Genomic DNA, 24,761 nt, shown 5'->3' with positions numbered 1-24,761 from the left:
CGCAAGCTGACGCAGGCGTCCCCCCACCCTCAGGACCCCTCGCAACACAACCTACCCACCACCCCCGACAAGATCAGGCGACCAAGGCCCACAAGATCACCCGAGCAGCGCGTCCACGAACGCACCGGGCTCGAACGGGGCCAGGTGGTCCGCCCCCTCCCCCAGCCCGACCAGCTTCACCGGCACCCCGAGCTCCCGCTGGACCTGGAACACGATCCCGCCCTTGGCGGTCCCGTCCAGCTTGGTCAGCACGATCCCGGTGATGTCCACCTGCTCGGCGAAGACGCGGGCCTGAGCCAGACCGTTCTGCCCGGTGGTGGCGTCCAGCACGAGCAGGACCTCGTCGACGACGGCCTGCTTCTCCACCACGCGCTTGACCTTGCCGAGCTCGTCCATCAGCCCGACCTTGGTGTGCAACCGGCCGGCGGTGTCGATCAGCACCGTGTCCACACCGGCGTCCACGCCGCGCTTGACGGCGTCGAAGGCGACGGAGGCCGGATCCCCGCCCTCGGGGCCACGAACGGTCTCGGCGCCGACTCGCTTGCCCCAGGTCTCCAGCTGGTCGGCGGCGGCAGCGCGGAACGTGTCGGCGGCACCGAGCAGCACCGTGCGCCCATCGGCCACCAGTACGCGGGCGAGCTTGCCGGTGGTCGTGGTCTTGCCGACGCCGTTGACGCCCACCACGAGCAGCACGGCGGGCTTGCCGGCGTGCGGCAGGGCCTTCAGCGACCGGTCCATGCGCGGACCCAGGGCGTCGACCAGCACGGACCGCAGCAGCGCCTGGGCCTCGGCCTCGGTCCGCACCCCGGACCCGGCGATCTTCGAGCGCAGCGTGTCGACGATCTCGGTCGTCAGCGCCGCGCCGAGGTCCGCGATCAGCAGCGTGTCCTCGACGTCCTGCCACGAGTCCTCGTCGAGGTCGCCCGCGCCCAGCAGGCCCAGCAGCGAGGTGCCGAAGGCGTTGCGCGACTTCGAGAGCTTGCCGCGCAGCCGTTCCAGCCTGCCCTCGGTCGGCTCGATCTCCTCGACCTCGGACGCTTCTTCCGGCAGGTCGATCTCGACGAAGCCGCGCTGGGGCGAGTCGCGCGGCACGGAGGCGTCGTCGCCCACGCCCGGCTGGCCGTCGACTTCGGTCCGGTCGGCCACCGGGTGCTCGACCGGCGCCGGTCGCTCGACCGGCGCCGGTCGCTCGACCGGCGCGGGGCGCACGGGGGTCACCTCGGCCACGGCGACCGCTTCGGCGTCGCTGGCTTCGGGGGTGGCCGGGGCGAACGTGATCCCCGACGCGGCCTGGTACCCGCCGGGGCGAGGGGTCTCCTCCTTCTGGGTCAGGCTGATGCGACGGCGACGCGTCAGCACCACACCGGTCACCAGCGCGGCGATCAGCACGACCGCCACGACTACGAGGATCAGGACAAGGGAGGACGTCGACACGGGACCATGGTTTCACAGGCCCGCATGTGATCTGTCAACCAGCTGTTGCTCAATTCAGCGAAGATTTCACCACAGCTCTTGCGCCCGACCACGGTGTGGAATAGACCACACGTCGTGAGGGTGATCGGACTGATTTCCGGCACGTCGATGGACGGCATCGACGTCGCCGTCGCCGACCTGTCGATCAACGGCGACGTCGTCGAGCTCGTGCCGGTGCAGTGCGCCGAGCACCCGTTTCCGAAGGACCTGCTGGAGAAGCCGCGGGACCTCGCTGAAGTGTGCGCCTTCGACACGTCGCTCGGGCAGGCTTTCGGTGAAGTCGCCGCCGGGTACCTGCCGGCGGACCTGATCAGCTCGCTGGGGCAGACCGTGCACCACGAGGTCCAGGACGGCGACTGCCTCGGCACCCTGCAGCTCGGCCAGCCCGCCTGGATCGCCGAACGGACCGGCGTGCCCGTGATCGCCGACCTGCGGGTCCGCGACGTCGCGGCGGGAGGTCAGGGCGCCCCGCTCGCGAGCACGCTGGACGCGCTCTGGCTGGCCGGGGACGCGCCCGCCGTCGCGCTCAACATCGGCGGCATCGCGAACATCACCGTGGTCAGACCGGGCAGCCCGCCGATCGCCTACGACACGGGTCCCGGCAACGCGCTGATGGACGCCGTCATGGAGGTGTTGTCCCGAGGCGAACGCCGCCAGGACACCAACGGCGAGTTCGCGAGCAGGGGCACCGTGCGCGAGGACGTCCTCAAGAAGCTCCTCGCCGACCCGTACTACGCCAAGCCGTGGCCCAAGTCGACGGGCAAGGAGCACTTCAACGCCGAGTACCTCCAGGGCCTGCCCACGGTCCAGGCCGAGGACATGCTCCGCACGCTCGCCGAGCTCACCGCCCGCACCATCGCCGACGCCTGCCGCGCGCACGACGCGAGCACCGTCGTCGCGTCCGGTGGCGGCATGCGCAACCCCGTGCTGGTCGAGGCGCTGGCACGTGCCCTCGACCCGATCCCGTTGCGGATCAGCGACTCGCTGGGCTTGCCGCGCGACGGCAAGGAGGCCTACCTCGCCGCCCTGCTCGGGTTCCTGACCTGGCACGGGATCGCGGGCAACACGCCGTCCGCGACCGGTGCGTCCGGACCGCGGCTGCTCGGCAGCATCACGCCCGGCGCCGGGCCGCTGAGGCTGCCCGAGCCCGTCACCACCGCCGTGACCAAGCTGGAAGTGGGGGAACCGAAATGCGCGGACTAGACCTCGCGATCATCGCCCTGTTCCTCGTCGGGATGCCGTTGCTCGGCATGTGGATCGGCGGCAGGCAGAGATCGTCCACCGACTACTTCGTCAGCGAGAAGCGCATCTCGTGGTGGGTCGTCTGCCTGTCGGTCGTGTCCGCGGAGACGTCGACGCTCACCGTGCTGAGCGTGCCGGTGATCGCCTACATGGCGACGCCGGCGCAGGGCGGCATGACGTACCTGACGCTCGCGCTCGGCTACATCGTCGGGCGCATCGTGGTCAGCTTCGTCCTGCTGCCGCGCTACATCGCCGGTGACCTCGTGACGGCGTACGCGTTCCTCGGCAAGCGGTACGGCGGCGGCATGCGCGCCACGGCGTCCGTGACGTTCCTCTTCACGCGCCTGCTCGCGGACGGCATCCGGCTCTTCGCGACGGCGATCCCCATCAAGCTGGTGCTCGCCCAGTACGGCATCGACGCCGGCTACTGGACGATCATCCTCGCGCTCGGCATCGCGATGGTGTTCTACAGCTTCTTCGGCGGCGTGCGCGCGGTCGTGTGGGTCGACGCCATCCAGATGCTCTGGTACGTCCTCGGCGGTCTCGTGGTGATCTGGTGGCTGTCCGGCCAGCTGCCGGACGGCTGGTTCGCCAAGGCCGTCGAGGTCGACAAGTTCCAGGTCTTCGACTTCACCTCCTCACCGCTGACGGGCGCGTACCCGTTCATCGCCGCGTTCTTCGGCGGCGCGCTGCTGTCGATGGCGTCGCACGGCGCGGACCAGCTGATCGTGCAGCGGCTCATGGCCACTCGAGACGTGAAGTCCGCGCAGAAGGCGTTGATCGCCTCCGGTTTCGTGGTGTTCCTGCAGTTCGCGTTCTTCCTGTTCATCGGCGTGATGATGTGGGCCTTCTACAACGGCGTCGACCCGGTGAAGGACCTGGGGCTCGGCAACAAGGACGAGCTGTTCGGCTACTTCATCGTCAACGAGCTGCCGTCGGGCCTGTCCGGCTTCGTGATCGCCGGCATCCTCGCGGCCGCGCTGTCGTCGTCGTTGGGCGCCTTGGCCTCCAGCACCGTCACCGACGTCTACGAACGCGTCCGCAAGACCCCGATGACCGACGAGGAACGCCTGCGCCACGGGCGGATCTGGACCCTGGTGTGGGCGGGTCTGCTGATCGTCTGCGCGGGTCTGTTCGCCTCCTCGAACAAGACCACAGCGGATCCGATCGTGGTGCAGGCGCTCGGCATCGCCGGCTACACCTACGGCGCGCTGCTCGGGGCCTTCCTGCTCGGCCTGGTCTTCCGGCGCGTCACGCAGGCGGACGCGATCATCGCGTTCGTGGCGACGGTGGTGGTCGTCGGGTTCGTGATCCTCGGGGTCAAGTTCGCCGGCAGCACGCCGACGATCTACTTCGGCAAGGCGACCTCGGAGCTGAAATCGCTGACCGGATGGTGGAACACGCCCCTGGGGGTGGTGGTCACGCTGCTCGTGGGCGGGCTGCTGTCGCTGCGCCACTCACGCCGTGTGGCGGTACGCGACGAGCTCGACGTGAAGGCGGAATCCTAGTCGGGCGAACATGTTCTGCGAGGACTCGTTGCCGGCGTAGATCGACGCCGCTGCCTGCGGCCGGGCGCCGTGCTCGGCCGCGAGCTTCCACAGCAGCTCGGTGACGAGAGCGGCTCCGACGCCCTGGCCGCGGACGTCGGGTTCGACGGCCACGAAGTCGATGTAGTACTCCTCGGGCTGGGCCTTGCCCGCGGCGTACCCGAGCACGCGTCGACCGTCCATGGCGACGACGACCGTGCGCGTCTTGGGATCGGATTCGACGAGTTGCCTGCCGGACAGGTACGTGCGCGGGAAACATCGCTCGTGCAGCACGGCGACGGCCTCGTGCACGAACTCGTCTGTCGGCAGGATGCGCATCTCGCGCTCGTTGGGACATTTGGCGTCCCTGAGGAGCAACGTGCGCAAGTCCCCGTTGTCGAGGACGTGGATGGCACTGGCCTTGCCGGCGCTGAAGGCGTGGCGTTCGGCGAACGCCGCCAGCCGGCGGTGGGCGGTGTGCCCGTAGAGCTCGAGGTCGGTGATGCCGGTGAGGAGCTCGGTGGCGCGCCGGAACATCGCGTCGGCGGTCTGGTCCCAGATGCGGCTGCCCGCGGGGTGGTTGACCGGTACGTCGACGAACGGGCCGTGCAGCCACGCGCGCTCGAGCTCGGTGTCGATCTCCACGCTGAGCATGCCGGTGATGTTGTCGTCGGCGTCGACTGCGACCACCGTGCAGTCGGCCCAGCTGGGCTCGAACTCGCCGAGCTCCGCGCGGAGCTCTTCGACTGTCTCACCGAGGTACCCGATGTGGTGCGCGTTGTCGGCCTGGAGCCGGACCAGCAGCGCCATCGTGGCGCCGAGGTCGCCAGGTTCGGCGAAACGGATGTCGTACATGAGAGGAATGGTTGCTCGCACGGCCGTTCGAAGCGAGGGAGTTTTCACCGCCCCCAGGTCACGGCCGCGCGCTCGCGTAAAATCGGGCGGATGTCGTCCGCCGGGGAACTCGAAGAGCTGCACGCCCGCGCCGCCGAGGCCGAGGCCAGAGCCCACTCCGGTGACTTCAGGACGGCCGTGGAGGAGTTCCGGGCGCTCGTCCGGCAGTACGGGGAGGCGGCGGGCGCGGACGCCCCCGGAACCCTCACCGTTCGGCTGAACCTGGCGCGCGTTCTGGGCGCGGCGAAGCAGTCCGCCAAGGCCATCGCCGTGTGCGAGCCACTGCTGCGCGACCAGGTGCGCGTGCTCGGCCCCGACCACGAGGACGTCCTGGAGACCCGGCAGCTGCTCGCGAACCTGCGCTACGCGACCGGGGACACCGGTGGCGCGGCCGCTGACCTGGAGCAGCTCCTGGCCGCGCTCTCCCGCGTCCTGATGCCCACCCACGACCGGATCACGAAGGTCAAGCGCGACATCGAGTTCCTGAAGCGATCCCGCTGAACCGGGAGACAACACTCACACCGACCCCCTCCGCGACGCTGGTATGCCGGGGCACTACCACCGGCGCCGCGGGCACGACAACCAGATTCGGGCTTGCAGCCCAGGTGAGGGTGGGGGACTCTTTTACGGTGAGTGAGGAAACGATCCAACTCGATCTCAACGAATCCGGGGTGGCCGTCGACCTGCCCTTGCCGTCGAACAACCGGGACGGTGTCCAGGGAGTTCCGTACAGGCCGGTCGAATTCCGAGACGATGATCTTCCCGCCGCTCTGGAACGTGCTGCCGCCTGGTTGCGGCAGACCCAGGAGTGGCTGGGCGAGCCCGTGGACGTCATCGCAGTCCATCTCGACTACGACGACACCCATGGAAACCCGTACTACGACCTCAAGCTGCTGTGCAACGACGAGGACCTGGCGGGCGTGCCCAAGGTCATGCGAGAACACGAAGGGGCCGCTACCGGTCAGTAGCTTTTCCGGCTACCGTTCGGAAGCATGTCGGATCGCGTATATCCCCCGGTGATCGCCGCAGCGAAGCTCATGTTCAAGGTGCTCGACCTGCGGATCACCGTCGAAGGGGCGCACCACGTTCCGCGCACGGGTGGAGCCGTGCTGGCGTCCAACCACGTCAGCTACCTCGACTTCATCTTCGCGGGCTACGGTGCGCACCCTTCGAAACGTCTCACGCGGTTCATGGCGAAGCACGAGATCTTCGCCAACAAGATCGCAGGCCCGCTCATGCGCGGCATGCACCACATCCCCGTCGACCGGAGCGCGGGCCAGGCCTCCTACCAGCAGGCCTTGTCCGCGCTCCGCACCGGCGAGGTGGTCGGGATCTTCCCCGAGGCCACCATCAGCCGCTCGTTCACGGTCAAGGACATCAAGTCCGGCGCGAACCGCCTCGCGCACGAGGCCGGCGTGCCGCTCATCCCCGTCGCCCTGTGGGGCACCCAGCGCCTGTGGACCAAGGGCCGTCCCAAGGACCTGACCCAGCGGCACATCCCCATCACGATCCTCATCGGAGAGCCGTTCGAGGCCTCCCCCGGCGACTCCGGCGACTCGTTGCTCCGCAAGCGCCTGCAGGACCTGCTGGACGTCGCGCAGGCCGGCTACCCCACCGAGCCGGGTGCCTGGTGGGCTCCGGCGCACCTGGGCGGCAGCGCGCCCACGCCGGAGGAAGCGGCGGAGATGGACCGCGGCGGGCGCTGACCCGCGGCGCTCAGGCCTCGGCCTGAGCCGGTTCCGGGGCGGGTTCCGCGGCACGCGCGGGCTCGTCGCCCGACGTGCGCAGCCGCTGCGAGATCACCTGTGAGATGCCGTCACCGCGCATGGAGACGCCGTACAGCGCGTCGGCGATCTCCATGGTCGGCTTCTGGTGCGTGATGATCAGCAGCTGCGACTTGTCCCGCAGCTGCTGGAACAGGCTGATCAGCCGGTGCAGGTTCGTGTCGTCCAGCGCCGCCTCGACCTCGTCCATGACGTAGAACGGTGAGGGGCGGGCGCGGAAGATCGCGACCAGCATCGCGACCGCGGCCAGCGACTTCTCGCCACCGGAGAGCAGCGACAGGCGCTTGACCTTCTTGCCGGGCGGGCGGGCCTCCAGCTCGATGCCGGTGGTCAGCATGTCGTCGGGCTCGGTCAGCACCAGGCGGCCCTCGCCGCCGGGGAACAGGACCTTGAACACGATCTCGAACTCGCGCGCCACGTCCTCGTAGGCCAGCGTGAAGACCTCGAGGATCTTGTCGTCGACCTCCTTCACGACGGTGAGCAGGTCGCGGCGGGTGTCCTTGATGTCCTCGAGCTGCGTGGAGAGGAACTTGTAGCGCTCCTCCAGGGCCGCGAACTCCTCCAGCGCGAGCGGGTTCACCTTGCCCAGCAACGACAGGTCGCGCTCGGCCCGCTTGGCGCGGCGGGCCTGGGTGTCGCGGTCGTACGGCATGGGCTGCGGCTCGGAGACCTGTTCGCCGCGGTCCTTGGCGGCCTGGTACTCGGCCATCTCGGCGGCCGACGCCGGCACCATCACGTCGGGGCCGTACTCGGTGACCAGGTCGTCGAGGCCGATGCCGAAGTCCTCGGCGATCTTGGTCTCCAGCTGTTCGATGCGCATGCGCTGCTCGGCGCGCAGCACCTCGTCGCGGTGCACGGCGTCGACGAGCTTCTCCAGCTCGCCGGACATCTCGCGCACCACGTTGCGCACCTGGGTCAGCAGGAGTTCGTGCTGCTGGCGGCGTTCCTGGGCCAGGTCGCGCTCACGGGCGGCGCGGGCCAGCGAGATCTCGATGCGCTCCAGCGCCTGCTCACCGCCTCGGACGACGGCCTTCGCGACGACCGCACCGCGCGCACGGTGCGCCGTGGCGCGGGCATGGCGTTCGCGGGCCTCACGCTCGGCACGGGCGGCACGACGTAAGGCGTCTGCTTTGCCCTGTACGGCCCGTGCGCGCTCTTCTGCCGTGCGCTGCACCAGGCGGGCGTCCATTTCGGCCTGACGGGCCTGGGCCAGCTCCGCGGACAGCGCGTCGCGCTGGTCGGTGTCCGGCTCGTCCTCCAGGGTCTGCTCCTCCTCGGCCATCAGCAGCCGTTCCTCGAGCTCGCCCAGCTTCATCAGGGCTTCCTCGCGGGACCGCTCGACCTTGGAGCGCTGCTCGGTGATGCGGGCGACCTCGGCCTCCGCCGACCGCACGGCCGCGGCCATCCGGTTCAGCCGCTCGCCGGAGCGGGCCTGGCGGACCTTGGCCTCCTGCACGGCCTCCTTGACCGCGTCGAGCACCTTGCGGCGGGCCTGCTGCTCGGCGCGGGCACCCTCGAGCGCCGCGGAGGCGTGCTCCAGCGCCCGTTCCGCCGTCGCCAGCTGCTCCTGGGCCTCGTCGACCGCGGCCTGCACCTCGATCACGCTCTGGCCCTGGCCACCCGAGCCGCCGACGGCCCAGTCGGAGCCGAAAACGTCGCCGTCACGGGTCACCGCGCGCACGTTCAGGCGTGCCGCCGTGTCGAGGTCGTCGACCACCGCGAGGCGGTCCAGTGCTCGCGCGAGCGCAGGGCGCAACGCCTCGGGCGCGTGCACGACGTCGATCGCCCAGCGCGCGCCGTGCGGCAGATGACCCCACGCTGAGGTGTCCACAGTGGACCCATCGGAGCCGATCAGCACGCCCGCGCGGCCGGCGTCCTTCTCCTTCAACAGCTTCAGGGCGGCCAGCGCGCCGTCCCCGGACGACACCGCGACGGCGTCGGCGATCGGGCCGAGCGCGGCGGCCAGCGCCACCTCGAAACCCGGTTCGACGGTCAGCAGCGCGGCGACGGAGCCCAGCAGGCCCGGCACGTCCGACGCGAGCAGCGCTCCCGCACCGTCCTTGCGCGTGAGGCCCAACGAGAGAGCGTCGACGCGGGCTCGCCACGACGCGATGTCGCGTTCTGCCGTGCGTTCGGCCTTGACCAGTTCCTCGACGCGCTGGCGTGCCGCGTCGTTGGACTGGACGGCCTGGCGGTGGCGTTCGTCGAGGTCGTGGTCGTCCTCGTCCTCGGTGCCGGTGATCTCGCGGGCCTCGGCCAGCTCCATCGACGCGAACTCGACGCGTTCGGCGGCCTCCGCCACCGTGACGGAGAGGCGTTCGATCTCCTCGGCGGTGGCGTTCGTCTTGCTGCGCAACGCTTCCACCTGACCGGACAGGCGGGCGAGGCCCTCCCGGCGGTCGGCGATGGCGCGGACGGCGGCGATGTGGGCCTTCTCCGCCTGCGAGACCATGCGTTCCAGCTCGGCGCGCGTCTCCACGGCCTCGGCCAGGGCGATGCGGGCCTCGGTCACGCCTTCCTGGAGCTCCAGCTCCATCTCGGCGGTCTCCTCGGCCTCGCGGTCGAGGTCGTCGGGGTCGCGGCCCCTGCTGGGGGCGTCCACGTCGGCGGAGAGGTGCCGCGCGCGTTCGGCGGCGAGGCGGACCGTGCCGCGCAGGCGTTCCTCCAGAGCGGACAGCCGGTACCAGGTGTCCTGCGCGGCCTGCAGCTTCGGCGAGTCGGCCGCGACCCGCTCCTCCAGCTCGTTCTGCTGGTACTGCGCGGCCTGCAACGACTTCTCGACCTCGGCGCGGCGCTCGCGGGCCTTCGCCTCGTCGTGCTCCTCCTGCGCGATGGCCGCGCGCTGCGTCACCAGGTCGTCGGCGAGCAGGCGGAGCTTGGAGTCCCGCAGCTCGGACTGGACGACCTGCGCGCGGCGGGCGATCTCGGCCTGCTTGCCCAGGGGCTTGAGCTGGCGGCGCAGCTCGGCGGTGAGGTCGGTGAGGCGCGTCAGGTTCGCCTGCATCGCCTCGAGCTTGCGCAGCGCCTTCTCCTTGCGCTTGCGGTGCTTGAGGACGCCGGCGGCCTCTTCGACGAACGCGCGCCGTTCCTCCGGTTTGGACTCGAGGATCGCGGCGAGCTGGCCCTGACCGACGATCACGTGCATCTCGCGGCCGATGCCGGAGTCCGACAGCAGCTCCTGGATGTCCATGAGGCGGCACGAGTTGCCGTTGATCTCGTACTCGGTGGCGCCCTCGCGGAACATGCGGCGGGTGATCGACACCTCGGTGTACTCGATCGGCAGCACGCCGTCGGAGTTGTCGATCGTCAGCGTCACCTCGGCGCGGCCGAGCGGCGCGCGGCCGGACGTGCCGGCGAAGATGACGTCCTCCATCTTGCCGCCGCGCAGGTCCTTGGCACCCTGCGTGCCCATCACCCAGCGCAGCGCGTCGAGCACGTTGGACTTGCCGGACCCGTTGGGGCCGACCACGCAGGTGATGCCGGGCTCGAAGCGCAGCGTGGTAGCCGAGGCGAAGGACTTGAAGCCCTTCAGCGTCAGGCTCTTGAGATGCACGCCGGGCAGAGTACCCAAGCGCTTGCGGCGGTCGCGGGAGGTATGCCTTGACCTGCGCGTCTAGGGACGCAGGGTGACGAGCAGCCCGCTCTCGTCCGACACCTCCAGCCTGTCGATCTGGTCCACCCGGAACGACGTGGAACCGGGAATGCGCTCGTCAGGGCCGTGGTCGGACCCCCACCAGCCGCCGACCTCGCGCTGGCCGCGCCGGTCGAACACGATGACCTTGCAGCGCGCACCCGGTTTGACGTCGCCGAGCTTGAACCACATCTCCGTGCCCCACGACTTCGAGACCATCGAGACCTCGCCGTCCACACCGGTGCCGGGGTCCTCGGCCGCCCACGTGGGCGCGGGCGGCGGCCGCAGGAACAGGATCCCGCCGGCCAGCGCCAGCGCCCCGAGGACGGCGGCGCAGACCAGCGCCACGCGGCGCCGCCGGTCCGGCCCCGGCGGGCAGGAGGCGATCTCGTCGAGGTTCTCGACGTCCTGCGGGGTCAGGCGGCCGAGCAGGCCCGGCAGCGGGGCGAGCCGCAGCATCTCGGCCCGGCAGCAGTCGCAGGTGCCGAGGTGGCGTTCGAACGCGGCTCGTTCCCCGAGGTCGAGCGAGCCGAAGAGGTAGGCGCCGACGTCGACGGTGTGCTGGCAGCTCACGCCCCGGTCACCCCTCTCTCCTCCAGTGCGTCGCGCAGCGCCCTCAGTGCGTAGAAGCAGCGCGACTTGACCGTGCCCGGCGGGATGCCGAGCGTCTTGGCGGCCTCCGCGACGGTGCGGCGGCGGTAGTACAGCTCGATGACGACCGTCCGGTGCTCGGGCGTGAGCGCTCTCAGCGCCGACGCGATCTGCCACGTCTGCAGCACGTGCTCGACCTGGTCGCTGACCGGCGGGAGGTCCACCGGTTCGAGCGGCACCTCGGTCGCGCGTGCGTTGCGGCGGCGGTATCCGGAGATCACGAGGTTCTTGGCGACCGTGTAGAGCCACGGCGCCGCGTCGTCCGGTTTCAACTCCTCGTGGTGCCGCCACGCGCGGAGCAGGGTCTCCTGCACGACGTCTTCGGCCTGCTGGTAGTCGCCGTCGACCAGCCGCAGCACGTAGTGCAGCAGCGGGCCTCTCCAGCGGTCGTACAGCTGGATGAGGACGTCTTCTGAGGAGTCCACGATCTCCTACTACGCCGTCCCCCCGCGGAAGGTTCAGCGTTCGACGAAGCCGGTCAGGTCACCCCGGGCGGCGGACCACTGCTCACCCACCGATTCGACGTGTCCCGGGGTGTCACCCGATCGGAGAGCCTCCAGCAGTTGTTCACACTTCTCCCGTGACCCCTCGGCCACCACTTCGACCCGCCCGTCCGGCCGGTTCGAAGCACTTCCGACCAGGCCCAGCTCCAGTGCCCTGGCGCGCGTCCACCAGCGAAAACCGACACCCTGCACTCGTCCACGCACCCAGGCGTTCAGTCGTACGTCCACCTCCGAATGGTGGCGCAGTGACCGAAGGTGACGAATGACGCACTCAGGGGTTGTCACCCATTAGTGGTACGGTCCCGACCCGTGAGTGCCCGCAGCCTCTTACTCGGCCTGCTGATCGGTGCAACCGGAATCGGCGGCCTCGCCATCACCGGAACCTCCCCTCTCGGCATCGGCTTCACCAACGCCGCGCAGCAGGAGAGCACCGACGCGGCGAACCAGTTCGGCACGGGCAACGCCGCCGCCCCCGGCACCCGTACTCCGCCCGAAGACGGCAACACCGGTGTCGGCACTCCCACGGCCTCGTCGTCCTCCTCCGCTCCCACCACCTCGTCGACGACGGCGACGCCCTCCTCCACCACCTCGTCAGCGGCTCCCACCACCACCACGACGACGACGCCTCCCGAAGCGCCGAAGCCGCCCGTCCAGCCGCCGAAGCCGCCTGCCGGCCAGACGCCGGAGCAGGCAGTGCTCGCGCTTGTGAACGACGCCCGCGCCGCCGTCGGCTGCAAGGCCCTCGTGATCGACGACCGCATCACGACCGCCGCCCAGGCCCACAGCACGGACATGGCCACCAAGAACTACTTCTCGCACACGTCGCAGGACGGCAGGACGTTCGACGTGCGGATGAAGGAAGCGGGCTACCCGAGGCCCGGCGGCGAGAACATCGCGAAGGGCTACCCGACGCCCCAGGCGGTCGTGACCGGCTGGATGAACTCGACGGGCCACCGCGAAAACATCGAGAACTGCAGCTTCACCACGATGGGCGTGGGCCTCGACACGCGAGGCAACTACTGGACCCAGAACTTCGGCCGCTGACCGCTTGAGCAGGGGAAACTTCGTGTACGAGAGCCCGGAACCGGACTCGAGCCCGCGCTGGCGCCGAGGCGCGCCGCAGATCGTCCTCGCCGCGTCGGGCGTCGTGCTGGCAACCGTCTTCGCCGCCGTCGCCTCGCTCGCGGCGGGCTCGGACAGCGCCGCCGAGTCGCCCGCGACCCAGCCGCCGCGCAAGGAGGCCGTGCGCGACGCCCTGAGCATCGTGCCGACGTCCACGCCGAGCTCGTCGGTCGAGCAGACGTCGACGACGGTGGAGGCGACGACCTCGACGACGACCACCACCACGTCGAAGAAGCCGACGCGCGTCACGACCATCACGCGTCCGGACGGCACGACGACGACGGTCACGACCGAGGACCCGCCGCCGGTGATCACGTCGAACCCGACGACGACCACCAAGCCGCCGGTCACCACCACGGAACCGACGACGACCACCACCGCGGAACCGACGACAACGACGACGGCCTCTTAGGGTTACGCCAGTCAGCACCCTGTGACACAGAGCTACACGAAGGTGTGGCTCTGCTGAGGCCTTGGTGTGTTTCCGCCGATAACTCGAACGCAAGTCCATCCGACCGGGTTTCCCACGAGGAGATGGGTGTGTTCGAGGAAGATCATCCGCAGTCACCGGCAGAGGCTCCGGCAAAGCGCGTGGGCACGGCCGTGATGCTCGCTGCGGGCGGCGTGGTCGTCGCGACGCTGTTCGCCACGGTGGCGTCCATGCTCGCCGCGTCCGGCCGCGAGGCGAGCCCGGAACGCACGGCGGCCGACGTCGTGCAGACCATCACCAGTGTGGCACCCGACGGCAGCACGAGCACCGTCGTGGTCACCGTGTCGTCCGGCGCCCCGTCGTCGCAGGCGAAGCAGGACCGCAGGCAGGCGGCACGTCCGCAGGAGCAGCAGCCGAAGCCCGGGACGCCCGACCAGCCGCAGGTGACGACGAACCCGGCGGAGCCGACGCGGTCGCAGAGCAACCCGCCCACGTCGATCGAGGAACCGGCGCCGACGACGTCCAGCTCCTCGGCGTCGGAGACCACCGCGCCGCCGTCGTCGGGCTCCTCCAGCTCGGCCGCGCCGGACCCGCAGTCCTAGCGGCTCAGAGCTCGAACCGGTACCCCATGCCGGCCTCGGTCAGCAGGTGCCGCGGCCGTGCGGGTTCCGGCTCCAGCTTGCGCCGCAGCTGCGCGAGGTACACGCGCAGGTAGTGCGTCTCCTTCTCGTAGGCGGGCCCCCAGACGTCCCTGAGCAGCTGCTTCTGCGCGACGAGCTTGCCCGCGTTGCGGGCGAGGACCTCCAGCAGCCCCCACTCGGTGGGCGTGAGGTGCACCTCGGCGCCGTCCCTGAGCACGCGCTTGGCCGCCAGGTCGACGGTGAACGACGCGGTCTTCACGACCGGCTCGTCCTCGGGGCCCGCCACGGCCGAGCGGCGGACGGCGGCGCGCAGGCGGGCGAGGAGTTCGTCCATGCCGAACGGTTTCGTCACGTAGTCGTCGGCGCCGGCGTCCAAGGCGTCGACCTTGTCGGTCGAGTCGGTGCGGGCGGACAGCACGATGATCGGCAGGGTCGTCCAGCCGCGCAGGCCCGCGATGACGTCGGTACCGTCCATGTCGGGCAGGCCGAGGTCGAGGACGACGACGTCCGGTTTGCCGTCGGCGGCGAGCCTCAGCGCCGTGGCGCCGTCGGGGGCCGTGAGCACCTCGTAGCCGCGGGCCGAGAGGTTGATCCGCAGCGCGCGCACGATCTGCGGCTCGTCGTCGACCACCAGTACCTTCGTCACGCGTTCCTCTCCTCGGCGGGAAGCGAGATCACCACGGTGAGCCCGCCACCGGGTGTGTCCTCCATGGTGATCGTGCCTCCCATGGCCTCGGTGAAGCCCTTCGCCACGCTCAGACCGAGACCAACGCCACCCGGCGTGCGGTCGCCGAGGCGCTGGAACGGCGCGAACACCTGCTCCGCGGCACCGGCGGGCAGACCGCGACCGTGGTCGACGACGCGCAGCTCCACCTCCGAGCCGTGCGCGGACGCCCTGATGGCGACGGCTCCGGCGTAGCGCAGCGCGTTGCCCACGACGTTGGCGATCACTCGTTCGAGGAGTCCGACGTCGGCGCGCACGGGTGGGAGCGACTCCGGGACGTCGACCTCGACGTCGCCGCCGAGGCCGCTCAGCGCCCGTGCGACGGCCTCGTAGTAGCCGACCGCGCGGAACTGCGGCGACACGGCGCCCGTGGCGAGGCGGGACGAGTCGAGCAGGTTGTCGACGAGCGCGGTGAGGCGGTCCGCCGACTCCTCGACCGTCTCCAGCAGCTCGGCGGTGTCCTCCGCCGACAGGGTGAGCTCGGGGTCGCGCAACGAGCCGACGGATGCCTTGATCGAGGTCAGCGGCGTGCGGAGGTCGTGACCGACGGCCGAGAGCAACGCGGTGCGCAGCTCGGTGCGCGAGGCCTGCCGCTGCGCTTCGAGGGTCTGCTCGGCCATGCGCTGCTGCCTCAGCGCGAGCAGCGCCTGACCGGCGGCGGCCTCCAGCACGCGGCGGTCCGACGCGGGCAGCGAGCGTCCGCGCAACGCCAGGTGCACGTCCGGCGTCACGGCGATGTCGACGTCCGCCTCGTCGGGTTCGTCGCACGGGCCCGCACCGACGCACGCGACCCGGTCCCAGGCGCCGTCCGCGCGTTCCAGCAGGGCGACGGACGTCAGGCCGAAGTTCTCCTTCACCTTCTCCAACAGCCGTGCGAGCGGATATGGGTGCGTCAGAACAGTGCGCGCGTACGAGGCGAGAAGCGTGGCCTCGGTGCGTGCGCGCGCTGCCTGCGTGGCACGTCTCGCGGCGTAGTCCACCACCAACGCCGTGGAGACACCGACGATGATCATCGCGAAGAAGGTGAGCACGTTCTGCTGGGCGTCGATGGTGAACGTGTAGAGGGGTTCGGTGAAGAAGAAGTTCAGCAGCAGCGCGTTGACCAGCGCGGCCGCGATCGCGGGCCCCAGGCCGCCGACGATCGCGACGACCAGAGTCACCAGCAGGTAGCCGATGACGTTGGTGGAGAAGTTCAGGCCGCTCCGCAGCGACGCTCCCGCGGCCGTGACCAGCGCGGGCCCGGCAACCGCCAGGAACCAGCCCCAGGCGAGCCGGCTCGGCTTCAGCGGACTGCCCGCGAACCGCGCCCGCCAGCCGCTGGCCGTCGCGGGGTGGGTGACCATGTGGACGTCGATCGCCCCGGACTCCTGCACGACTGTGGAGCCGATGCCTGCCGAGAACACGCGCGCGAACCGTGAACGGCGCGAGGTGCCGACCACGAGCTGAGTGGCGTTGACGCCGCGTGAGAACTCAAGCAGCGCCGTGGGGACGTCATCACCGACAACGGTGTGGAAGGTGGCACCGACGTCGTCGGCGAGCTTGCGGTACTTCTGCAGTGAGTGCGGATCCGCCCCTGCGAGCCCATCGCCCCTGAGCACGTGCACGACGAGAAGGTCACCACCCGCGCGCGTGGCGATGCGACGAGCGCGACGGATCAACGTCTCGCTTTCCGTGCCACCGGTGATGGCGACGACGACTCGTTCGCGCGTCTCCCACGTGTCCGTGATCTGCTGTTCCGCCCGATAGCGCAGCAACGCGACATCGACCTGGTCAGCAACCCACAACAGCGCCAGTTCGCGCAGCGCGGTCAGGTTTCCGACGCGGAAGTAGTTGCCCAGGGCCGCGTCGATCTTGTTCGCCGCGTAGACGTCGCCGTGGGCGAGCCGGCGGCGCAGCGCTTCCGGCGTCAGGTCGACGAGCTGGATCTGGTTCGCATTGCGCACGACCTCGTCGGGCACGGTTTCCCGCTGCGGAACGCCCGTTATGCGCAGAACGACGTCGTTGAGCGATTCCAGGTGCTGCACGTTGACCGTGGAGAGCACATCGATGCCCGCTTCGAGGAGTTCCTCGACGTCCTGCCACCGCTTCGCGTTGCGGGAACCGGGGACGTTCGTGTGCGCGAGTTCGTCGACGACGGCGACCTGCGGCGCACGGGCCAGCACGGCGTCGACGTCCATCTCGGTGAGTTCGACGCCGCGGTGCACCGAAGACCTGCGCGAGACGATTTCCAGGCCTTCGACCAGTTCGGCCGTCCTCGTCCGGCCGTGGGTCTCCACGAATCCGATGACCACGTCGGTGCCGCGTTCCCGCCGGCGGTGCGCCTCGCTGAGCATGGCGAACGTCTTCCCCACACCGGGAGCGGCGCCGAGGTAGATGCGGAGTTCGCCACGACGGGTTTTCGCACTCACCAGCCCAGTCTGCCCCCGACCACCCGTGGACCGTTCGGGCGTATGCGCTGCGCCACACGGCGAATCCAGTGCGCCTTCCCACAGTTCTGACAGCGGATCTGTCTCGTTGAATCCTCCTTCAACCCGGCGACCGTTCGAGTGAGCCGGGTTGCGCTTTTTACGCCGTTTACCAGCACATTCAACTGTGCCGGACGCACGCGGTGACACCCCGCGTCACCACAACGGCCGAATGGGTTATCGGCAGTTGGCGGATAGCGCGCGGAGCGTGAATGAGGGAAAGTGCCAGGGTTCGTGTCCGAATTCGGACAATCACATGCGCGCGGAGAAACGATGCCCACCACCGTCACCAACCACGAGGCACTTCAACTCGTGGTGGCCGTGCACCGGCTGGTGCGAAGTCTTCGACAGGCCGCCCCGGCCCGTCGTTTGCAACCCACCCAGTTATTGGTGCTGTCAGAACTGAGCGCCCACGGCCCGATGCGGATCGGCGAGATCGCGGTGCGCGCGCTGTGTTCGCAGCCGACCGCGACAACCGTCGTGACCAGCCTCGAGTCCACCGGCCTCGTGCGTCGCGAGCCCGACGCCGCCGACGGGCGAGCGACGATAGTCGTGCTCACCGAAGTCGGCCGCGAGACGATCCTGTCGCTCGCTCACGGCGAAGCCGAACTATTGAGTGAAAGAATGTCCGAGCTTTCCCCGGAAGACAGAGAACACCTGCGCTCGGCCATGCCGGTATTGCGCCACCTGGCGGACCCGCAGGAGAACAAGTAGGAGCGGGACCCCCCGACAGGTCCCGCTCCAGGCTTTACTTGCTCGGTGACACAGAAGTAGGTGGTACCGAGCTCGAAGGCGCGCTTCCAGAACTCTCCGGTACCGAACTCGGCGTTGACGACGTCGATGACGGAGCGGTCACGGACGGTGTCACTGTGTAACAAACACCGTTTTCGTAGTCGATCTGAGGCCGCGGATAGCGGTTGGCCGGAATGACCGGCTCGGGCCCGTGGCCGGGCGTGTTGCAGCCGTTGTAGCTCCGCGCCGCGTTGATGGGGCTGCCGTCCTGGTCGTACAGCAAGACGTTCGTGAGCAACTTGCCGTTCTCGTCGTACGCGTAGATGTTCTCGTACGACTCGACGATGGGCGGCTGGTACGACGAGCGCGAGGCGTTGTACCCGAGCTGTCCCGCGGTCACGTCGATGACCTGGAACAACAACCCGACCGCCAACGCCGAAGCGGGCAGGCTGAACCACAGCCAGCGCCGGTCGACCTTGGCCCGCGGCCCGGCGAACACCGACACCACGGCGATCGCGGCGATCGCCAGGAACCCGAGGATGTCGCGCCCCGCGAGCAACACGGCCCCGAGACCGAGCAGACCGGCCCGCACCAACCACCACGCGGGCTGCAACGACTTCAGGTACGTGATGGCACGCTCCGCCGGCGTGCCCTCCTCAGGCGTGAGCCACTTCTTGAGCCGGTGCGTCTCCGGCAGGTTCATGATCTCCTGCTGCACCGGACCGCGGTCGTGCACGAGCGCCAGGCTCAACACGAGGATCACACCCGGCAGCAACAACACCGCCGGCTCCCGCAACGCCGCCGCCCCGGCCAGCAGCGTGACACCGGTGGCCACGACGAGCCCCCACGCGGCAGCCCTCGGACGCGACAGCCACGGCCGCTTGGTCGTCACCGGCAACCGCTCGGTCCGCGGCGGATAGCCGGCGGCCTGCCGCAGCTCCTGCGCGTACCGCTCCGGCGACCCGAGCCGCTGCTCGAGCGTCTCGTCCTCCCCGAGTTCCGTGGACAGCTCGGCGACGTGCGCCTCGACGTCCTCCAGGATCTCGGCGACCTCGTTGGCCGGCAGGTCGTCGAGGGCGGCACGCATCCCGGCCAGGTAGTGCTCGACACCGAGCGCTTGCGTGTTCATGCTGCGACCTCCTCGAGCAGGCCGTCCAACGTGCTGGCGAACGACCTCCACGTCTCCCTCGACTCAGCCAGGCGCGCCCGCCCGGTCTCGTTGATGCTGTAGTACTTGCGGTGCGGCCCCTCTTCACTGGGCACCACGTACGAGGTCAGCATCCCGGCGTTGTAGAGCCGCCTCAGCGTCCCGTACACCGACGCGTCGCCCACTTCGTCCAATCCCCCGGCGCGCAGTCTGCGCAGCACGTCGTACCCGTACCCGTCGTCCTTGCGCAGTACCGCAAGGACGGCCAGGTCCAGCACCCCTTTGAGCAGCTGACTGGTGTCCATGGCCCCTCCGACCCAGGCCGGACCCCCTCTTCCAGGGGTCGGGCACTGTTGCGCCGTGAACACTACTACGCATCGCGCAGTACTGTCTAACCCGTTGTTCCCTCCGCAAGACGTCTGGGGTCCCCGGTACGTCGGATGCGCTTGGGAAGATCGATTCCAGCGGGTACGAGCCGTTGCCGCACGCCTGCGAAAGGCGGACCGGAAGGCGCCGGCTACCTCAAGACCTGCACGCAGAGGTGGCGAAGATCCTCAAGCCCGGGGGCGAGGCTGACAACGGGGGCACGAGAACGAGGACCGGTTCATGAACGGCTCCCGGATCATCATCGCTCCGCACCGCTTGCAGGGCCGGTTCTCCTGCCCATAGGCGTTCAAGGACCGGTCGAAGTACCCGGACTGCCCGTTGATGTTGACGTACAAAGCGTCGAACGAGGTCCCGCCCTGCCCGAGCGCCTCACGCATCACGTCGGAAGCGTGGTCCAGCACCTCGGCGGCCTTGGCCCGGCTCAGCTTGTCCGTCATCCGGGTGCCGTGCAGACGGGCACGCCAGAGAGCCTCGTCGGCGTAGATGTTGCCGATCCCGGACACGAGGGTCTGGTCCAGCAAGGCGCGCTTGATCTCCGTGTGACGCAGGCGCAACGCGCGCACGGCAGCATCACGGGAGAAGAGAGGATCCATCGGGTCGCGGGCGATGTGCGCGACCGAGTCGGGCACGAGAGCCCCGTCCACCTCGACCAGCTCCGCCAGGGCCAAGCCACCGAAGGTGCGCTGGTCCACGAAACGGAGTTCGGGCCCGCCGTCGTCGAACGTGAAGCGGACGCGCAGGTGCTTCTCGTCGGGAGCCGACGAGGGTTGGACGAGCATTTGGCCGCTCATGCCCAGGTGCGCGAGCAGGGCGGCTTTGTCGGCCAGTTCCACCCAGAGGTACTTGCCGCGGCGCTTGGCTGCCACCATCGGTTGCGAGGCCAAGCGCGCGCAGAAGTCCGCGGAGCCCAGGTCGTGCCGGCGGATGGCGCGCGGGTGCAACACCTCCACCGAGGAGATGACCCGGCCGGCGACGTGGGCTTCGAGGCCGAGGCGTACTACCTCGACCTCTGGGAGTTCGGGCACGTCAGGCTTCGGACTTGCCCTCGTCGACGGGCTGTGCCTCGATCACGGCGGCCTGGGGCTTGGTGGGCTTGAGCACCCACACGCCCGCGCGGCTCGTGTCCCTGACCAGCACAAGTCCCTGGATGCCTCCGCTGCGGGAGGTGTTCACCGGCCCGCGGACGGTGCGGGTGCGGCGGTTGGCGCGGTTCCTGGTCGCATACATCGCGTGTCTCAGTCTTCCTCGGATGGGAGGGTCCCTGGCGTCACCGAGGCGCCGTTCTGCCCGTTCGTGGCCTTGACCGACTCCTGCTCGGCCTTGACCCGTTCGTGCAGAACATGATAAGCCGCTTCGGCGGCTTTCTGCTCGGCTTCCTTCTTGGTGCGCCCATCACCCTTGCCGTAAGGCTGACCACCGACGAGCACCGTGGCGGTGAACTCCTTGCGGTGGTCCGGCCCCTGGTCGTCCACGCGGTACTCCGGGACGCCGAGGCTGGCTTGAGCGGTGAGCTCCTGCAGGCTTGTCTTCCAGTCCAGTCCAGCACCCAAAAGCGGAGCTTTGGCCAAGAGCGGATCGAACAGCCGGTGAACGAACGTTCGTGCGGTATCGATACCGAACTGCAGGTACACCGCACCGATGACGGCCTCGAGGCCGTCGGCGAGGATGCTCGCCTTGTCCCTGCCTCCGGTCAACTCTTCGCCACGACCGAGAAGCAGGTGTGCACCGAGCCCGCCTTTGCCCAGGTCACGCGCTACGCCCGCCAGTGCGTGCATGTTCACCACGCTGGCACGGAGCTTCGCGAGTTGACCCTCGGGAAGATCAGGATGGGTGCGGTAGAGGTGGTCGGTGACTACCAGCCCCAGAACCGCGTCTCCCAGGAACTCGAGACGCTCGTTCGGCGGAAGCCCGCCGTTCTCGTACGCGTACGACCGGTGGGTGAGTGCGAGCACGAGCAGCTCGGCGTCCAACTGGACGCCGAGCGCTTCGAGCAGGTCCGCGCGGTCCGCTTGCGGTGCGCGCGGCGGCTTTCCCCCCACTACGACGGCGAGGAGATCAGGCCGGCTGAGCGACCTGGCGGCCAGCGTACTGACCACAGGCCGGGCAGGCGACGTGCTGCGGCTTCGGCTGACGGCAAGCCTTGTTCTGGCACGCCACCAGGTGCACAGCAGACGTCTTCCACTGGGAACGGCGCGCACGGGTGTTCGAACGCGACATCTTCCGCTTCGGGACGGCCACGACTACTTCTCCTCCGAGTTGTCATCGCTGAACCGCTCTTGCAACGCGGCCCAACGAGGGTCAATCGTCTCATGCCCGTGGTCGGGCCCGAGCTCCGCCCACCTGCCACCACACTCGGAGCAAAGCCCCTTGCAGTCCGGCTCGCAGAGCGGCGCCTGCGGCAACGCGAGGACGATGGCGTCCCGCACCACAGGCTCGAGGTCGATCAGATCGTTCTCGATCCGGCTGACCTCGTCTTCCTCAGTGGTCTCGTCCGTGGTGCTGTCCGGATACGCGTAGAGCTCCGTGATCCGGACTTCAACCTCATCGGTGATGGGCTCGAGGCACCTCGAGCACTCACCTTCGACCTTGGCGAACGCCGTCCCCGACACGAGCACGCCCTCCACGACCGACTCGGTCAGGAGGTCGAGCTCCACCTCTCCGCCTTCTGGCACCGCGATCACGCCGAGGAGCCCCATGCCTGCCGCGGGAACCGACCGGACGAAGGGTCGGCTGGACCCGGCGCGACGGCCGAGATCCCTGGTGTCGAAGACCCAGGGACCGGATGCTGTGGGACGCGTGGACGCGTGACGATGCTCAGTCATGATCAGATTGGTTGCCGGCGGGGACCTACCACGTCCAGCCGGTCCAGGGTACGGGACGACGGCCCCGAGCGTGAAATCGCCAGGTGGTCGCACCTGTCCGACGTAGCGCGAATCACACGTTCAGGCGCCGGAGAACCGGGCTGGTTCGTCAGGAGCCGTAGTCGAACGGCGCCGCGGCACCCGCGACGGCCGGTCCGCGCAGGTGCGAACGGCCCTTGCCGACCGACCTGAGGGTGTGCGCGAGGAGGTCCTCGAAGTCCGCGAGCTTGCCGTCGACGTACGCGTCGCACTCGGACCGCAGCCGGATCGACTCGTTCTGCGCGGCGTCGAGGATGCGCGCCGCCTCGGCGTGCGCGGCCCGGACGACCTCCTGCTCGTTGACGAGCCTCGCCTGCTCGGCGCGGCCGTCCTCGGTGGCGCGCTCGTAGTTCGCGCGACCCGCCTGGATCATCCGCTCGGCCTCGGCGTGCGACCGGCCCACCAGGTCGTCGTACTCCTGCCGGCCCGCGGCGACGGTCCGCTCCGCCTGGTCCTCGGCCTCGGCGATCATCCGCTCGGCACGGGCGCGCGCGTCGGACAGCATCGCCTCCGCCTCGGCCTGGGCCTCGGCGAGCATGCGGTCCGCGTCCGCGCGGGCCTTGGACACCCCGGTCTCGGCCTCGTGCTTGGCCTTGCCGACGACCTCGTCGCGGTGGTCGAGAACGTCCTGCGCGTCGTCGAGCTCGGCTGGGATCGCGTCGCGCACGTCGTCGAGAAGTTCGAGCACGTCGCCGCGCGGCACGACGCAGCCCGAGGTCATCGGAACTCCGCGCGCTTCCTCGACGATCGTGACGAGCTCGTCGAGAGCCTCGAACACCCGGTACACGTCTCACTCCCTAACCCCTGTGACTCCCACCCACAAGTGTGCCCTGCCGATCTCCCGCACTCCGGGAGATCGGCAGGGCGTGTCAGGATTTCCCCACATCCACCTGGGGGAACCGTGAAGATCACAATCAGGCGGGCCACCGCCGCCGACGTCCACCCGATCGTGGCGATGCTGGCGGACGACCCGCTGGGCGCACGGCGCGAGAAGCCGGGCGACCCGGCCTACCTGGCGGCGTTCGAGGTCATCGACGCCGACCCGCACCAGTACCTGGCCGTCGCGGTCGACGAGTCCGGCGAGGTCGTGGGCACGCTGCAGCTCACGTTCACGTCCGGCCTCTCGCGCCTGGGCATGACCCGCGCGACCGTCGAGGCCGTGCGGGTGCGCTCCGACCAGCGCGGCCACGGCCTGGGAGAACAACTGGTGAAGTGGGCCGTCGACGAAGCACGCGCACGCGGCTGCGGCCTCGTGCAGCTGACGACGGACGCGTCACGCGTGGACGCGCACCGCTTCTACGAGCGGCTCGGGTTCACCGCGTCGCACGTGGGGATGAAGCTGACCCTCTAGCGGGTCTCCTCGAGGCGCAACTTGAGCCGCTGCTCGATGGACGCCGGGAGCAGCGTCGACACGTCGCCACCGTAGGTCGCAACCTCCTTGACCAGCGACGACGCCAGGTAGGAGTACTGCGGGCTGGCCTGCATGAACAGCGTGTCGACCCCGGTGAGCTGGTGGTTCATCTGCGCCATCTGCAGCTCGTAGTCGTAGTCGCTGACCGCGCGCAGGCCCTTCACGATGGCCTTGATGTTGTTCTCACGGCAGTAGTCGACCAACAGCCCGTGCCACGAGTCCACGCGCACGTTGTCCCACTGGGCCGTGACCTCGCGCAGCATCTCCTGACGCTCCTCAACGGAGAACAAGGTGCGCTTGTTCTTGTTGATCAGCACAGCGACGACGACCTCGTCGAACAGGTGCGCGGCTCTCCCGATGATGTCCAGGTGACCGTTGGTTACCGGGTCGTAGGAGCCGGGGTACACGGCACGTGTCATGGAGCGGACGTTAGCACCCGATCGGACGCCTCCAGGCGTGTCCGTGGTTCTCGTCACCCATCAGCACGCACCTGCCCCCAGTACACGGCAGTGTCCCCATAACGCTTGGCGCGCAAGGATTCCACCTCTTCAGGCCACACAGGTTCGCCGCTTCGCGAAGCACGTTCCACGATCAAGACGGCATCGGCCGTGAGCCTCGGCACGATCCCCTTCAGCACTCGGGCGAGTTCGTCGTCCCCCACCGCGTAGGGCGGGTCGGCGAAAACGACGTCGAACTCCTCCCCTTCGGTCACCACGTATGCCTCAGCCGTCCGGTTGGCGATCACGACGTCAGCGAACCCGAGCTCCTCGGCGTTGCCCTTGAGCACGTCAGCGGCCCGCTTGTCCGACTCGACGAACGTCGCGTGCCCCGCTCCCCGGCTCAACGCCTCGAACCCCAGCGCACCCGAACCGGCGTAGAGGTCCAGCACGCGGGCACCGTCGAGGTCCATCAACGACTCCAGGGAGCTGAACAACGCCTCCCGAACCCGCTCGGAGGTGGGGCGCGTGCCCTTGGGCGGAACCTTGAGCCTGCGGCCTCCCGCGGTCCCGGCAACGATGCGTGTCACGGGTACATCGTCCCAGGCGGCGGCCACACACCCACGCCCACCACCACGCGCTCCACGGCGAGCCACCCCGC

General features: G+C 69.4%; 28 protein-coding genes. 10 read left to right on the top strand and 18 right to left on the bottom strand.

Going from position 1 to position 24,761, the window contains the following annotated elements:
• Positions 1-96: 96 nt before the first annotated feature.
• Positions 97-1,434 (bottom strand): signal recognition particle-docking protein FtsY, encoded by a 1,338-nt coding sequence (ftsY, locus tag L6E10_RS38955; RefSeq protein WP_236225177.1) that lies wholly within the window; start codon positions 1,432-1,434, stop codon positions 97-99.
• A 120-nt stretch (positions 1,435-1,554) separates the two neighbouring features.
• On the opposite strand from ftsY, the gene L6E10_RS38950 reads away from it, so the two are divergent.
• The gene (locus L6E10_RS38950) at positions 1,555-2,676 is read left to right on the top strand and encodes an anhydro-N-acetylmuramic acid kinase (protein WP_236225307.1); all 1,122 of its coding nucleotides are present in this window, start codon (positions 1,555-1,557) and stop codon (positions 2,674-2,676) included.
• Entirely contained in the window at positions 2,664-4,223 is a 1,560-nt protein-coding gene (locus tag L6E10_RS38945) for a sodium:solute symporter (RefSeq protein ID WP_236225176.1), read from the top strand. The genes L6E10_RS38950 and L6E10_RS38945 overlap by 13 nt, the downstream gene beginning before the upstream one ends.
• Here L6E10_RS38945 and L6E10_RS38940 read toward each other — a convergent pair.
• Positions 4,173-5,096 (bottom strand): GNAT family N-acetyltransferase, encoded by a 924-nt coding sequence (locus L6E10_RS38940; protein ID WP_236225175.1) that lies wholly within the window; start codon positions 5,094-5,096, stop codon positions 4,173-4,175. The two genes, L6E10_RS38945 and L6E10_RS38940, sit on opposite strands and share 51 nt — an antisense overlap.
• A 90-nt stretch (positions 5,097-5,186) precedes the next feature.
• Here L6E10_RS38940 and L6E10_RS38935 point away from each other — a divergent pair, with 90 nt between their 5' ends.
• From L6E10_RS38935 to L6E10_RS38925, 3 genes are all read left to right on the top strand, one after another.
• On the top strand, positions 5,187-5,636 hold the full coding sequence (locus L6E10_RS38935; protein WP_236225174.1) for a tetratricopeptide repeat protein: 450 nt from the start codon (positions 5,187-5,189) through the stop codon (positions 5,634-5,636).
• 128 nt (positions 5,637-5,764) lie between these two features.
• A complete protein-coding gene (locus L6E10_RS38930) occupies positions 5,765-6,103 on the top strand; it encodes a hypothetical protein (RefSeq protein ID WP_090095433.1) in 339 nt (112 codons plus the stop codon).
• A gap of 24 nt (positions 6,104-6,127) precedes the next feature.
• Positions 6,128-6,841 carry a 1-acyl-sn-glycerol-3-phosphate acyltransferase gene (locus tag L6E10_RS38925; RefSeq protein ID WP_236225173.1) on the top strand — a complete coding sequence of 238 codons (714 nt, stop codon included), beginning with the start codon at positions 6,128-6,130 and terminating at the stop codon, positions 6,839-6,841.
• A 10-nt stretch (positions 6,842-6,851) separates the two neighbouring features.
• Here the strand turns inward: L6E10_RS38925 and smc are convergent, their stop codons facing one another.
• From smc to L6E10_RS38905, 4 genes are read right to left on the bottom strand one after another with little or no spacing between them, the layout of a single operon-like run.
• Positions 6,852-10,472 (bottom strand): chromosome segregation protein SMC, encoded by a 3,621-nt coding sequence (smc, locus tag L6E10_RS38920; RefSeq protein ID WP_236225172.1) that lies wholly within the window; start codon positions 10,470-10,472, stop codon positions 6,852-6,854.
• A 60-nt stretch (positions 10,473-10,532) separates the two neighbouring features.
• Positions 10,533-11,123, bottom strand: coding sequence for an anti-sigma factor (locus L6E10_RS38915; RefSeq protein ID WP_236225171.1), 591 nt, complete (start codon positions 11,121-11,123; stop codon positions 10,533-10,535).
• Positions 11,120-11,626, bottom strand: a complete 507-nt coding sequence (locus L6E10_RS38910; RefSeq protein ID WP_236225170.1) for a sigma-70 family RNA polymerase sigma factor — start codon at positions 11,624-11,626, stop codon at positions 11,120-11,122. Before L6E10_RS38910 ends, L6E10_RS38915 begins: the two co-directional genes overlap by 4 nt.
• Before the next feature lie 33 nt (positions 11,627-11,659).
• Complete coding sequence (locus L6E10_RS38905) at positions 11,660-11,932, bottom strand: acylphosphatase (protein WP_236225169.1); 273 nt, start codon at positions 11,930-11,932, stop codon at positions 11,660-11,662.
• 81 nt (positions 11,933-12,013) lie between these two features.
• On the opposite strand from L6E10_RS38905, the gene L6E10_RS38900 reads away from it, so the two are divergent.
• The 3 genes from L6E10_RS38900 (at position 12,014) to L6E10_RS38890 (ending at position 13,858) form a co-directional block, all read left to right on the top strand.
• Complete coding sequence (locus tag L6E10_RS38900) at positions 12,014-12,748, top strand: CAP domain-containing protein (RefSeq protein WP_236225168.1); 735 nt, start codon at positions 12,014-12,016, stop codon at positions 12,746-12,748.
• A gap of 22 nt (positions 12,749-12,770) precedes the next feature.
• Positions 12,771-13,238: a hypothetical protein gene (locus L6E10_RS38895; RefSeq protein WP_236225167.1), complete on the top strand. Its 468-nt coding sequence runs from the start codon at positions 12,771-12,773 to the stop codon at positions 13,236-13,238.
• 179 nt (positions 13,239-13,417) lie between these two features.
• Positions 13,418-13,858: a hypothetical protein gene (locus tag L6E10_RS38890; RefSeq protein WP_236225166.1), complete on the top strand. Its 441-nt coding sequence runs from the start codon at positions 13,418-13,420 to the stop codon at positions 13,856-13,858.
• Between the two features lie 4 nt (positions 13,859-13,862).
• On the opposite strand, the gene L6E10_RS38885 is transcribed toward L6E10_RS38890, so the two are convergent.
• Positions 13,863-14,543 carry a response regulator gene (locus tag L6E10_RS38885; RefSeq protein ID WP_090095424.1) on the bottom strand — a complete coding sequence of 227 codons (681 nt, stop codon included), beginning with the start codon at positions 14,541-14,543 and terminating at the stop codon, positions 13,863-13,865.
• Positions 14,540-17,029, bottom strand: a complete 2,490-nt coding sequence (locus L6E10_RS38880; protein ID WP_374237623.1) for a DUF4118 domain-containing protein — start codon at positions 17,027-17,029, stop codon at positions 14,540-14,542. Before L6E10_RS38880 ends, L6E10_RS38885 begins: the two co-directional genes overlap by 4 nt.
• 330 nt (positions 17,030-17,359) lie before the next feature.
• Between L6E10_RS38880 and L6E10_RS38875 the strand changes: the two genes are divergently transcribed.
• Positions 17,360-17,800 carry a MarR family winged helix-turn-helix transcriptional regulator gene (locus L6E10_RS38875; protein ID WP_090095422.1) on the top strand — a complete coding sequence of 147 codons (441 nt, stop codon included), beginning with the start codon at positions 17,360-17,362 and terminating at the stop codon, positions 17,798-17,800.
• A gap of 34 nt (positions 17,801-17,834) precedes the next feature.
• Here L6E10_RS38875 and L6E10_RS38870 read toward each other — a convergent pair whose 3' ends face one another.
• The 8 genes from L6E10_RS38870 to L6E10_RS38835 form a co-directional block, all read right to left on the bottom strand.
• Complete coding sequence (locus L6E10_RS38870; RefSeq protein WP_236225165.1) at positions 17,835-18,947, bottom strand: DUF1700 domain-containing protein; 1,113 nt, start codon at positions 18,945-18,947, stop codon at positions 17,835-17,837.
• On the bottom strand, positions 18,944-19,270 hold the full coding sequence (locus L6E10_RS38865; protein ID WP_236225164.1) for a PadR family transcriptional regulator: 327 nt from the start codon (positions 19,268-19,270) through the stop codon (positions 18,944-18,946). The genes L6E10_RS38870 and L6E10_RS38865 overlap by 4 nt, the downstream gene beginning before the upstream one ends.
• Positions 19,271-19,519: 249 nt before the next feature.
• Complete coding sequence (mutM, locus tag L6E10_RS38860) at positions 19,520-20,377, bottom strand: bifunctional DNA-formamidopyrimidine glycosylase/DNA-(apurinic or apyrimidinic site) lyase (RefSeq protein WP_236225163.1); 858 nt, start codon at positions 20,375-20,377, stop codon at positions 19,520-19,522.
• Between the two features lies 1 nt (position 20,378).
• Positions 20,379-20,579 (bottom strand): hypothetical protein, encoded by a 201-nt coding sequence (locus tag L6E10_RS38855; protein WP_236225162.1) that lies wholly within the window; start codon positions 20,577-20,579, stop codon positions 20,379-20,381.
• An 8-nt stretch (positions 20,580-20,587) separates the two neighbouring features.
• Positions 20,588-21,391: a ribonuclease III gene (gene rnc / locus L6E10_RS38850; protein WP_236225305.1), complete on the bottom strand. Its 804-nt coding sequence runs from the start codon at positions 21,389-21,391 to the stop codon at positions 20,588-20,590.
• Between the two features lie 16 nt (positions 21,392-21,407).
• Positions 21,408-21,590 (bottom strand): 50S ribosomal protein L32, encoded by a 183-nt coding sequence (gene rpmF, locus L6E10_RS38845; RefSeq protein WP_065916643.1) that lies wholly within the window; start codon positions 21,588-21,590, stop codon positions 21,408-21,410.
• Between the two features lie 2 nt (positions 21,591-21,592).
• Entirely contained in the window at positions 21,593-22,174 is a 582-nt protein-coding gene (locus L6E10_RS38840) for a DUF177 domain-containing protein (protein WP_236225304.1), read from the bottom strand.
• Between the two features lie 148 nt (positions 22,175-22,322).
• Positions 22,323-23,039 carry a DivIVA domain-containing protein gene (locus L6E10_RS38835; protein WP_090095417.1) on the bottom strand — a complete coding sequence of 239 codons (717 nt, stop codon included), beginning with the start codon at positions 23,037-23,039 and terminating at the stop codon, positions 22,323-22,325.
• 168 nt (positions 23,040-23,207) lie between these two features.
• On the opposite strand from L6E10_RS38835, the gene L6E10_RS38830 reads away from it, so the two are divergent.
• Complete coding sequence (locus L6E10_RS38830) at positions 23,208-23,603, top strand: GNAT family N-acetyltransferase (protein ID WP_236225303.1); 396 nt, start codon at positions 23,208-23,210, stop codon at positions 23,601-23,603.
• Here the strand turns inward: L6E10_RS38830 and coaD are convergent.
• Positions 23,600-24,082: a pantetheine-phosphate adenylyltransferase gene (coaD, locus tag L6E10_RS38825; protein WP_090095416.1), complete on the bottom strand. Its 483-nt coding sequence runs from the start codon at positions 24,080-24,082 to the stop codon at positions 23,600-23,602. The genes L6E10_RS38830 and coaD overlap by 4 nt on opposite strands.
• Before the next feature lie 53 nt (positions 24,083-24,135).
• Positions 24,136-24,690, bottom strand: a complete 555-nt coding sequence (gene rsmD / locus L6E10_RS38820; RefSeq protein ID WP_236225161.1) for a 16S rRNA (guanine(966)-N(2))-methyltransferase RsmD — start codon at positions 24,688-24,690, stop codon at positions 24,136-24,138.
• Positions 24,691-24,761: the final 71 nt, after the last annotated feature.

The organism is Lentzea sp. CC55 (assembly GCF_021056325.1).
Lineage (GTDB): Bacteria > Actinomycetota > Actinomycetes > Mycobacteriales > Pseudonocardiaceae > Lentzea > Lentzea jiangxiensis.
The sequence above is the reverse complement of the archived record's forward strand: the minus strand, read 5'-3'. Positions and strand labels throughout refer to the sequence as shown.

What these genes read in the sequence shown, in the direction of transcription:
- L6E10_RS38935 (WP_236225174.1), top strand. Translation starts at nt 5,187, where the DNA reads ATGTCGTCCGCCGGGGAACTCGAAGAGCTGCACGCCCGCGCCGCCGAG.
- L6E10_RS38870 (WP_236225165.1), bottom strand. Translation starts at nt 18,947, where the DNA reads ATGAACACGCAAGCGCTCGGTGTCGAGCACTACCTGGCCGGGATGCGT.
- L6E10_RS38945 (WP_236225176.1), top strand. Translation starts at nt 2,664, where the DNA reads ATGCGCGGACTAGACCTCGCGATCATCGCCCTGTTCCTCGTCGGGATG.
- L6E10_RS38865 (WP_236225164.1), bottom strand. Translation starts at nt 19,270, where the DNA reads ATGGACACCAGTCAGCTGCTCAAAGGGGTGCTGGACCTGGCCGTCCTT.
- L6E10_RS38875 (WP_090095422.1), top strand. Translation starts at nt 17,360, where the DNA reads ATGCCCACCACCGTCACCAACCACGAGGCACTTCAACTCGTGGTGGCC.
- coaD (WP_090095416.1), bottom strand. Translation starts at nt 24,082, where the DNA reads ATGACACGTGCCGTGTACCCCGGCTCCTACGACCCGGTAACCAACGGT.
- L6E10_RS38925 (WP_236225173.1), top strand. Translation starts at nt 6,128, where the DNA reads ATGTCGGATCGCGTATATCCCCCGGTGATCGCCGCAGCGAAGCTCATG.
- L6E10_RS38940 (WP_236225175.1), bottom strand. Translation starts at nt 5,096, where the DNA reads ATGTACGACATCCGTTTCGCCGAACCTGGCGACCTCGGCGCCACGATG.
- L6E10_RS38830 (WP_236225303.1), top strand. Translation starts at nt 23,208, where the DNA reads ATGCTGGCGGACGACCCGCTGGGCGCACGGCGCGAGAAGCCGGGCGAC.
- L6E10_RS38840 (WP_236225304.1), bottom strand. Translation starts at nt 22,174, where the DNA reads ATGACTGAGCATCGTCACGCGTCCACGCGTCCCACAGCATCCGGTCCC.
- L6E10_RS38855 (WP_236225162.1), bottom strand. Translation starts at nt 20,579, where the DNA reads ATGTATGCGACCAGGAACCGCGCCAACCGCCGCACCCGCACCGTCCGC.